Below are 10,543 nucleotides of genomic sequence, written 5' to 3'. Positions count from 1 at the left end.
GAGATATAAATAATTGAGCCACAGATTAACTTTCCTGTCGAAGACAGAGATGATGAGCAGCCTATCTTCATTCCTGAAGAAGACTACGACGAAGATTAAAATAAATTATAATCTTTTTTGATAAAATTTATGTTTAAATCAATAATGTAAGAATTCTTAGAATAACATTATACTAACCGAAAACTATTTTAAGAATATATTCTCTATATGAAAAGGGGGGCTTTTATTGCCAGAAAAGAGATTAAGAATTTTGATAGCTAAACCAGGTCTTGATGGGCATGATAGAGGGGCAAAGGTAGTCGCTAGGGCTTTGAGAGATGCAGGTATGGAAGTAATTTATACTGGACTAAGACAGACTCCGGAAAGCATTGTTGAAACAGCCCTACAAGAGGATGTGGATGTCATAGGGCTTAGTATACTATCCGGCGCACACAATCACCTGTTTAAAAAAGTAATAGACCTTCTGAAGAAAGAAGGTGCTGAGGATATCCCTATTTTTGGTGGAGGGATTATCCCTGAGGACGATATGCCCTATCTTAAGGACATTGGAGTAAAGAGAATATTTGGGCCTGGCACTAGTACAGAGGATATTGTCACATACATAAAAGAAATGACCAATAAATAGTAAAGAGTGCCTAAAATGAACTCCTATGATGAATTAATCAAGCGCATGATCTCCGGGGACAGAAGGGCGCTTGGAAAAATTATTACTTTAATGGAAAATGATCCATCTTCTTCTGCATATATAATTCCTCAGATACATAATTTAACTGGCAGAGCCCACATTATAGGGATTACTGGGCCTCCGGGTTCAGGCAAAAGTAGTATCGTCGATAAGTTGATATCATGTTATAGAAAAGAGGGACTTAAAGTCGGTGTAATTGCTATTGATCCTACGAGTCCTTTTACAGGCGGTGCCATACTTGGAGATAGAATAAGGATGAAACAACACTATATTGATAGAGATGTTTTCATTAGAAGTATGGCTACAAGAGGCAATCTAGGGGGCCTTTCTGAGGCAACTGGAAATACTATTAAAGCACTTGATGCATTTGGAAAAGATGTAATTATTATTGAAACGGTCGGTGCGGGACAAGTAGAAGTCGACATAGTGAAAGTAGCAGACACTGTAGTCGTTGTTTCTGTTCCGAGCATGGGGGATAGTGTCCAAACATTAAAAGCGGGAATTATGGAAATAGGTGATATATTTGCAGTCAATAAAGCAGATATCGAAGGTGTCGAGAAATGCATCTTGGAAATAAGGATGATGCTAGAACTCTCAGAGAAAAAAGAAGGCTGGGCCCCACCTATAATAAAAACCTATGGGAATAAAGATGATGGTGCCAACAAACTTTATGACTCCCTTAAGAATCATCACAAATATTTAATTGAATCTGGCCATCACGAAAAAAAGAGGATAATTAGGGGAAAAACTGAGTTGGTAAATATACTCCAAAACTTATTCATTAGAAATCTATATGATGTGATAAGTGAAGAAGAAATGGAAGAATACGCAAAAAAGATAGCAAATAGGGAAAAAGATCCGTACATGGTTATTGAGGAGTTAATTCCTAGATTAAAGAATGTTATACGGGGTGGATTTAATGATTAAAAAAATAGACCATATTGGAATAGCCGTGAACAATTTAGAAGAGTCTCTAAAATTTTATGAAGAGGCTCTTGGATTAAAAGTTGATAATATAGAGGAGGTCCCCGAGCAAAAAGTAAAGGTTGGATTTCTAGATATTGGGGGGGTTCATTTAGAACTTTTAGAATCAACTTCGCCTGATGGTACTGTTGCAAAATTTATTGAAAAAAGAGGTGAAGGGATACATCACATTGCGATCTTAGTTGATAATATAGAAAACAGCATAGAAGTAATGAAAGAAAAACAAGTTAAACTTATTGATGAAAATCCAAGAAAAGGCGCTGGCGGGTCTAAAATGGCATTTGTGCACCCTAAAAGCACTCATGGTATACTTTTAGAGCTATATGAGAAATAGATTTTTAAATAAAAAGATATATATACTGTATATTAAGATTTTATTATATATTAGGAGGAGTTTATATGGGCCTTTTTGGTGGTAGTAGTGAAAAAGATGAAAAATTGAATGTCCTCACGCAGAATTTAGAAGAAATTGAAAAGGAAAACAGGGCTCTAAAGATGCAACTTAAGGTTTATGAAGAAGAATACGAGAACATAGAGATCATTAAGGAAAAATTCGAGAAAATTACAAGAGAAAATCAAGACTTCATGAATAAGCTAAAAGAAGCTGAGGATAAGTACAGAGAAGTTGAAGAAAGAACTCACGACGTTATAACAGAAATAAGTGAGGAAAGGGACAAATACAAGTCTGAACTAAACAATGAAAGATCAAAGGAAATAATTGAGATAAGGCAAAAAGAAGAGTTAATCGAAGATGTTCAGAGAGAGCTTGAAAGGGTCAAATCAATTAACGAAGAACTTAACAGGCAGATGGAAGAAACAGAGAGGGGAAAAGTAATAGTTTTGGATGCCTTTGAAAAAGATATTGAGATTAGTGAAGGCGTAATAGTTAAAGGTGGATTAAAGACCAAAGAAAATGTAAAAATTGAAAATGATGCCCTTGTTAAAGGAGATATAATTGCTGGAAAAAACGTCACCCTTGGAGACAGAACAACTGTGCAGGGAGCTGTAAAATGTGATGGATCCTTAGTAATGGGAGAAGAAGCTGAAATTAGAGAAGAGATCTTTGCAGGCAATGCATTTATTTCAAACGGCAGCGTCATCCCTGTTTCAATCAAAACTACTGGAGACATTAAAGGTGGGGAAAGAATAAAAATTGGTGGCGAATTTATTGCCGGCGGTGATGTATTCTTAGGCAGTGAGGCAGTTATCAAGACAAAGCTTGAAGCAAATGGAAACGTTTCAATTGGCGAAAACAGCAAAGTTATGAAAGATGTAGTTTCAGATGGAGACGTTGTATTAGGTGCCAACAGCGATGCAAAAACAATCAAAGCAAAAGGAAATGTTACAATAGGCCACAATTGCAGCGTTAGTAAGATCCTTTCAGATGGTTCAGTAACTTTGATGGATGGAACACACATTAGCGAGGGAATAGAGTACAGAGGTTCAATAAAAATAGGTGGCGGCGTAACCCTCGAAGGAACTATAAGAACTAAAGATAGAGGAGAAATTTAAAAATTTAAAAAATTATTTTTTTATCTATACATATCTTTTTTTGTATAAAATACGGCTATAGCGCCAATTATTAATCCTATTAACAATCCTCCAATAAAGTACCCAACATAATTGTAGGAATTAGTTGTTACAAGTGTTGATGATTTCTCAATTTGGACTTCTTGTTCAGAGGATATATCTTCTAAAGGCTCTAAGAATCTAAGGGCAAATGCTACGCCTTTTGAGTATTTATAGAGAATTATTGAACCAATCTTATCAGATTCTTCAAATGTTGAGGCATATTCGTAATAGCTCTCTGCCATTAAAGGCTCTCCGCCATTCTTTCTTGCAAGGTATATTGCTCCTGCGGCCTGTTCTTTAGCTCTTTCAAGCCTTTGTTTAATCACATCTTCTCCGGAAGACCATAGTTCAATTGAAACGCTAGATCTAACCTTGCTATCTATAGCATCGAAAATAGCTGCTGCATACTTACCTTTTTCATACTCATTTTCAGCTGCTGTGAGTAGCTCTGCGCTTTGAGTGAGTAATGTATTCTGACCTACTAATGTTTGTGCATAAACAAGACTCAATCTTGCATCTTCAATTCTCTGACTTGCAGTATATTTTATTTGCGATTCATCAATTGTGGCTTCTCCAGTAGAATTTTCCTTACTTACATCCATCCATAGTTTTGCTGTTTTTGCCCTTTCTTGAGCAAAGTTTGAGTAGTAAATAGCATCATAGTATTTTTGATTATAGAAGTTCTTCCACGCCTCAGCTATTAGATTCTCAGCTTCAATGGCTCTTTTCTCTGATGCTGCTAGGCATTCAAAGGAGGTGATCCCTCTGATATTCAAGGATTCATTTGCAATTAGTTCATTTGCTTCGTCTAACTCTTTTTGAGCAGCTTCGATCTTTGCTTTGACAAAGTTTGAATCCTTGTTTATCATTACATCAATTGAATCGCTGATATAGTTAAGTTGTATTTTGGCATTGAATATATTGCTCATTGCGCTGTAGTATCTTTTTTCTGAAAGATTAGTTTTTGCTGTGTCAATATTAGTATTTGCTCTAGTTAGAAATTCATCTAAAGTCTGGTATTCCCTGTAACCTATTGTTTCAGAATTTAGTTTATTACTTGTAATTTTAGCTAGTTTCTCTACTGCGACAAAATCAGAAAGCGCCCTATCTTTTATGAAATCAGTATTAACGATAACTTTGGATGGAGGGGTATCTTCATGTATCCTGTAACCTGTAAAGTACCACAGAGCATCAACGGCATCGTCAACTTCGATTACTGTAATGCCCCAGCGGCTCTTTGAATACTCAATTACATTAACTGTATCAATTTTACCCTCTTCAATTATTTGGATAATTGATTGCCCACTTGGGATTAAGAATACTTTAATACCTTTTGCATTTGCACCCATTATCTTCTCCAATATTCCTCCTACTGGGCCTACAGTACCATCAGGATTTATCATCCCGGTCATCATGACATTAGGATCTATATCAAGCCCCTTGATTGAGGCTATTGTAGCAATAGTAAGCGCTGCTCCAGCAGAAGGCCCCCCAATTATTGGAGAATCTGCTCTAATTGTATAGAAATAATCATATTTTGAGTGGGATACCTTTAGTATGTCTGATGCAACTACAGATGCAAATCTACATGAAGCCTGCGTATCAAGCTCTGATAAAGGCCATGTATCAACAAATACCCTTCCCGTACCTGGTTTTACAAGAACTGTGGCATCAAAAACAGCCCCTTCAAGACCGGCATCTGTCCTTTTTACTGCAGGTACTTTAATCGTGATAGATTTTCCATCTTCTTCCTGTGATAACATCACGGGCAATAAACCAGTGAATATAATACTAAGCAAAAATATTGCCAATATTTTTTTATTCATTAAAACACCTAAATATTTTCTAAAAGTTTTTGGATTTTACTATAACAAGTTTCAAGTTTTTTCCAAGCGTTGTCCATGTCAGTTTTCTCAATGTTTGGATTTTGTATATTATCAAAGTAGTATCTTGTTAAATCCCTATACATCTGGCTCATCTTGAAGTATTCATGAGCTTTTGCATCTACAAGACTATTTGACAGATTATCAATTTCTATAATAAAATCTGCCCAAGTATTGATTTTTCTTCGCTCTTGTATCTTTGGTGTTTCATATGCGGCTTCTGAAACTTTTATTGGAGAGGCTTCATAGCTCTGAGGTTTTATTTCCTCTTTCTTTATTTCAGGTTCTACTGTTTTTTGCTTATCAAATATAGATACCTTTTCTGGAATTTTGATCCCAGGTATACCAGATTTACCCTTCTTTTTCTTGGAAACAACTCTAACTAGAAAAATAAGTACAATAAATAATACAATTAAGGCTGCAAATATTATCATCCAATACTGAGATAGGAATGTTTCTATAGAAGCCATTAATAAATGGAGTATAAAATTACTTATAACTTTTTCCATGGAAAAAATATTTACTCTAGATAACAAAATATGAAGATGATTACCGAAATCTTTAAATAGTTTTTTACATTATTATTTTTTAATATAAATCAAACTTATGTAAAAAGATGGTAATCTTTAATAAATAACTAATAATGGGATAATTATGTTTAAGATAGATGTTTCTTCCTCATATGAAAGATTTGGTTTGGAAAAAAATCCATTCACAGATCTATCGTCTGAGGCTATAAGGGATATCGAAAAGATTCACGTTTCTCAAGAGATAGATTCTCGTATTGCAGATATTCTTTCAGATGTTATTGGAGAAAATTCGGGTATAGCCCTTTCTCTAGTTGGGCCATTGGGTTCAGGAAAAACGCAGAGACTTAAAGGAGTTCACAAACTAATACAGGAATCCGGAGGAATGTCAATCTACCAAAAGATTGACTCAAATGATATAATTAAAACAACTTTGGATATATTCTCATACTTCTCCGAATACGAAGAGGAAGAAGGAATAGAGCAGTCCGTTGAAGAAGTGGCTATTGCAGAAGAATCAGAGTTTGGAGAAGGCGCATATGAGCAGCTTTACCAAGAAGAAAAACTTTCATTTTTCCAGAAAATAAAAAGATTCTTCTCAGGAGGTGCAAGATCTGCACCCGTTGTTGAAGAGTATGAAGATTCTGAGCTTACAAGAGCAAATTACAACTCCCAAGATATTGGAAATCAACTTATTGACTATCTAGGAGAATACAAGAGATCTGCACTCATAATTGACGAAATGGAGAATATACTAACAGCTCCAAATACCGATCTTATTCTTTTCTTTGAGTTCATAAGAGAGTTCATAAGTAACATGCCAGAGTCAAGCGTTTTTATCATGGCCTGTACCAACAATGCCTATGATAGGATAAGAGAAATTAATCCTGCCTTTGTAGCAAGGCTCCATAATGAGTTGTTCTCTGAACCGCTCTCTGATGAGCGGGCAATAAAACTTGTCCAAAAAAGACTTGAGTATAGCAGGAGAAAATCCATAATTAATCCACTTTACCCATTTGAGGAGAGTGCAATAGTTCTTGCAAACAGCATGGCAAAGGGAAATCCAAGAGATTTACTTAAACTCCTTCATACTACTTTGTTTACCGCCACAAGAGACAACTTTGTGGAGTTTATAGATGACAGATACCTTGCAAAAGTTTTGACCGGCCCATCATCAGTTGAAGAGTATATAAGAAGAGTTCCATCAGATTTGAGAGAAGATGTCAGGATAATAATTGAAAAGTATGGTGGAGGGCCAGTAACGTATATCCAGCTTGCAAAGGATACCCAAGAGTCAGTAACAAAACAGTACACTAAACTGGAAGAGCTAGTAGCTATGGGGATTCTATCAAGTGAAAAAGGAAAATATCAGATAAATAGCTCTGTTATCCAGATGGTCAGGGCCTCTATCAGAAGAGAAAGTGAAAAGCCAAAAGAAAGCAAAAAGGAAACAAAAAAGTAAATTATTGACTCTTTAAAAGCCCTATAAATTCACTTCCATTTATTAGGCCAAATCTACCTTTCTTTGCTTCTTTTTCAGTATAACAAGAAGTACTATCCTTCTGAATATTCTCTGAATAAACTGCAAATGGTACTGGGTCAGGTACATGTGTCTTTAGCTTAATTGGTGTTGGATGGTCTGCTACTATACTAATATTGTAGTCAAATCCTTTTCCTTCAACTTTGTTTAGAATTCTTCCAACAACTCTCTTGTCTAGGTCTTCAATTGCTTTGATCTTCATTTCAAGATTTCCAGAGTGCCCTGCTTCATCAGGTGCTTCAACATGTATGTAGATAAAGTCAATCTCTTCAAGAGCTTTAATAGCATAATCTGCCTTTCCCTCATAGTTTGTATCAATGAATCCTGTTGCCCCTGGAACGTTAATGACCTTCATTTTTGCACCATATCCTATCCCTTTTATCAGGTCAACTGCAGAGATTACGCCTCCCTTCATCCCAAACTTTTGTGAGAATGGTTCCATTGGTATCTTCTTCCCCTGACCCCAAAGCCAAATCATGTTACCGGGATTTTTGCCTTCAGAGGCTCTCTTTTTATTGACGGGGTGATCCATTAATATTTTTTTTGAATCTAGCATCATCTTGTTCAATATGTCAGCATTTTTACCTTTGATTAGATTGTCAGATACTTTCTGGCCCACTACATCATGTGGTGGTGTGCAGGAAAAGCTGTTCTCACCGTTGTATACGAATAAGTGCCTGTAACTTACACCAGGGTAAAATTTCCCTATGTCAAAAGACTCTGAAACTTTTTTTATTAACTCTGTTGATTCTGGAGTTGTGATGTGGCCTGAGGAGTAATCCTTTATTATTCCATTTTCTTCAGTTATGATGTTGCATCTAAATGCTATATCGCCTTCTATAAGATCTACACCAATACTGTAAGCCTCAAGAGGGCCCCTCCCAGTATAGTACTGTTTTGGGTCATAGCCTAAAATAGAAAGATTTGCAACGTCTGAACCTGCTTCAAATCCGTTTGGGACAGTCTTAAGTTCCCCCATTGCACCTTCCTTTGCAATCATGTTAATATTGGGAATATCAGAAAGCTCAAGTACAGTTTTGTTTCCTTTATCCTCTAAAGGATAATCGGCCATTCCGTCTCCGCATACCACTATATATTTCATGTCTCAAATGAATATAGATTGTTTAAAAGGTTTTAGAGAGTTCTAATATAAGTTTTTAAAAAAATAGGTAGAAAAGTTAATGCTTTTGGGTCTTTAATCAATGAGAAAATAGTCTTAGAATGCTCATCAAAACTCCCAGTTTCATTAAGAATCTGTTTTTTTGATTTAAGAAAATCAAATATGCTACTTAGTTCAGTGTCAGTTAGACTTTCATACATCTTTCTCAAAAGTAATCCCCTAGAAATCTCCTTCCCCAATACTTTATTACACTGCAATGGGTAGTCAAAATACCTATCAGAGATTATTGAATTGGAAAGAGCTTCTGCAGCCAATGCGCCGTAATAAACACCTCCGCCAGACAATGGTTTTACATGACATGCTGCATCTCCTAAAAGAAAGACCCTATCTTTATAGATATCCCCTTTCCCCACAGGTATCACGCCTGCCTGAACTTCAATTGGATCATTTTTTATCCCTCTTTCCTTCAAGAATCTAGTAAGCGATTCTTTAGGATTATCTGATACAGTGCCTATTCTGAAGATGCCATCTCCTTCAGGGATGATCCATGTAAAGAAAGGCCTTTGTATGTGGACTTCAACAAAATTTTCTAAATCAAGTTCTGCTCTAGTTCTAATCTGGTAGCCTTTGTATTGTTGAATATTGAATTGAAACTCTTGCGATCTAATCCTAGATGAAGGCCCATCCGCTCCTATAAGCAAATCAGTGCTGAATTTACTCTTGTCTGTCTTTATGGAAATATTTTCTTTAGTTCTGTTAAATGATTGAAATTTTTCGTTCAAAGAAACTTCAAGCCCTTTTGAAAGAGATTGGTCAAAAATAGCCCTATCAACAACAAAAGATACGCCTTTTCTTTTAAGCTCAAATGAATCATTTCCAAGACATATTTTTGCTCCATCAATCCTGTTTCTAATAGAATCCTTAAAGTCAAACTCCTTGAAATGATCAAAAAAGTCTTTTCCTATGAGCCCAGAACAGGAGATGGGTTTCCCGATAGTCTTGTGCTCTTCAATTATTTTAACCTTGTACCCGGCTTTATTCAGATACTGAGAAACAAGTAGCCCTGCCGGCCCTGCACCTATAACAGTTATATCCACAAAATCATTTTTATTTTATTGTTTATAAATAGTTACTAGTTTGTATAAAAAGAAAAATAAAGTAAATTAAATTTTCGTCCATTTAAGTTCTGTCATTTTTGTTACATCAGAACTCTTCACTTTTGCAGAGAAATAGTAACTTGTAGGGCAAACGTTACATGCCTCACAAACTGCATTTCCAGATTCTACCTTCTTTACCTCAGATAGTTCTATTTGGTAGACATTGCCATAGTATGCAATTATGAGTTCACTGTCTGTTGGCTCTTTTATAAATTGTATCCCGCCTTCAGCATACCATTTTTCCCAAGGTGTTTGCTCACACTGCATTGGTTGAAATTTCATTGTTGTTAAAGCACTGCTTGTGCATCCTAAGGAAAGTATTAGCAATGCTATGGGCATAATAATTAGTAACTTCTTCATATATATCACCTCTAATTAAACAGGTTAAAAAAAATATATAAATATTGTGATAAGGTTTAATATATCTTGAAGTTATATATAAAAAAGAAAAAAATTAATTTTTCCTCTTGTAAAGCATTGCGCCAAAGGATATTGTTATAATCAAAAGCACTGCAGTCAATCCCTGGAATATTACTAACTGATTTGAAATTGAAGATATTTGTGATCTGAGTTCAGACATTTCCTTTGATTCACTTTGAGCTTGTTTTATTGTGTCAAAGATCTGGTCCGCATTGTATTGAATCATTTCAGCAATTGTATCTGTTCCTGGAATTGCTTCGGGGAAGTTTGAGAAAATGACATGTCTTCCGCCAATCTCTTCGGCCATTTGAGCACCAAGTGTAGTTCCACTCTGAAGATTGTCAATTACAAATGCGACATTTTCTTCCTTTCCTTTAACTACAAGATTTTGGACAGTTTGAACAGAAAGAGTTTCAGGTGGTTGATATGCTTCAACTACTTGAAGCCCAATCCACTCAGAGAATGGTTTCTGCCAAGCCATGACAATTGCTTTGTATTCTGATACTCCAAGTTCTTTTGCCTCTGCCAATAGTTTTTCATTTAATGCATCAAGTTCTTTTGAAACTTCTTCCGCATTTTTTTCATAGTAAGATTTGTTATCTGGGTCTATTTCTATCAACGCATCTTTAATTGAATTGATCTTTGCTTTGGCAAG

11 protein-coding genes are annotated in these 10,543 nt (G+C 35.6%); 5 read left to right on the top strand and 6 right to left on the bottom strand.

Going from position 1 to position 10,543, the window contains the following annotated elements:
• The first annotated feature begins 226 nt into the window (after positions 1–226).
• From HPY60_02950 to HPY60_02935, 4 genes are all read left to right on the top strand, one after another.
• Positions 227–625, top strand: coding sequence for a cobalamin B12-binding domain-containing protein (locus HPY60_02950; GenBank protein ID NPV50143.1), 399 nt, complete (start codon positions 227–229; stop codon positions 623–625).
• 15 nt (positions 626–640) lie between these two features.
• Positions 641–1,612 carry a methylmalonyl Co-A mutase-associated GTPase MeaB gene (gene meaB, locus HPY60_02945; GenBank protein NPV50142.1) on the top strand — a complete coding sequence of 324 codons (972 nt, stop codon included), beginning with the start codon at positions 641–643 and terminating at the stop codon, positions 1,610–1,612.
• Positions 1,605–2,003 carry a methylmalonyl-CoA epimerase gene (mce, locus tag HPY60_02940; protein NPV50141.1) on the top strand — a complete coding sequence of 133 codons (399 nt, stop codon included), beginning with the start codon at positions 1,605–1,607 and terminating at the stop codon, positions 2,001–2,003. Before meaB ends, mce begins: the two co-directional genes overlap by 8 nt.
• A gap of 65 nt (positions 2,004–2,068) precedes the next feature.
• Positions 2,069–3,181 carry a hypothetical protein gene (locus tag HPY60_02935; GenBank protein NPV50140.1) on the top strand — a complete coding sequence of 371 codons (1,113 nt, stop codon included), beginning with the start codon at positions 2,069–2,071 and terminating at the stop codon, positions 3,179–3,181.
• 20 nt (positions 3,182–3,201) lie between these two features.
• On the opposite strand, the gene HPY60_02930 is transcribed toward HPY60_02935, so the two are convergent.
• Together HPY60_02930 and HPY60_02925 are read right to left on the bottom strand one after the other, a co-directional pair.
• The gene (locus HPY60_02930) at positions 3,202–5,067 is read right to left on the bottom strand and encodes a hypothetical protein (GenBank protein NPV50139.1); all 1,866 of its coding nucleotides are present in this window, start codon (positions 5,065–5,067) and stop codon (positions 3,202–3,204) included.
• An 8-nt stretch (positions 5,068–5,075) separates the two neighbouring features.
• Entirely contained in the window at positions 5,076–5,594 is a 519-nt protein-coding gene (locus HPY60_02925; protein NPV50138.1) for a hypothetical protein, read from the bottom strand.
• 184 nt (positions 5,595–5,778) lie between these two features.
• Here HPY60_02925 and HPY60_02920 point away from each other — a divergent pair, with 184 nt between their 5' ends.
• On the top strand, positions 5,779–7,113 hold the full coding sequence (locus tag HPY60_02920) for an ATPase (GenBank protein ID NPV50137.1): 1,335 nt from the start codon (positions 5,779–5,781) through the stop codon (positions 7,111–7,113).
• A gap of 1 nt (position 7,114) precedes the next feature.
• On the opposite strand, the gene HPY60_02915 is transcribed toward HPY60_02920, so the two are convergent.
• The 4 genes from HPY60_02915 to HPY60_02900 all read right to left on the bottom strand — a co-directional run.
• Positions 7,115–8,293 carry a cofactor-independent phosphoglycerate mutase gene (locus HPY60_02915; protein ID NPV50136.1) on the bottom strand — a complete coding sequence of 393 codons (1,179 nt, stop codon included), beginning with the start codon at positions 8,291–8,293 and terminating at the stop codon, positions 7,115–7,117.
• Between the two features lie 32 nt (positions 8,294–8,325).
• Complete coding sequence (locus HPY60_02910; GenBank protein ID NPV50135.1) at positions 8,326–9,408, bottom strand: geranylgeranyl reductase family protein; 1,083 nt, start codon at positions 9,406–9,408, stop codon at positions 8,326–8,328.
• Between the two features lie 66 nt (positions 9,409–9,474).
• Positions 9,475–9,828, bottom strand: a complete 354-nt coding sequence (locus tag HPY60_02905; GenBank protein NPV50134.1) for a hypothetical protein — start codon at positions 9,826–9,828, stop codon at positions 9,475–9,477.
• A 94-nt stretch (positions 9,829–9,922) separates the two neighbouring features.
• On the bottom strand, positions 9,923–10,543 hold a 621-nt coding region (locus HPY60_02900; protein ID NPV50133.1), incomplete at its 5' end, for a zinc ABC transporter substrate-binding protein.

The sequence above is a fragment of the Methanofastidiosum sp. genome (genome assembly GCA_013178285.1).
GTDB lineage: Archaea > Methanobacteriota_B > Thermococci > Methanofastidiosales > Methanofastidiosaceae > Methanofastidiosum.
This window is presented reverse-complemented; position numbering and strand designations above follow the sequence as displayed.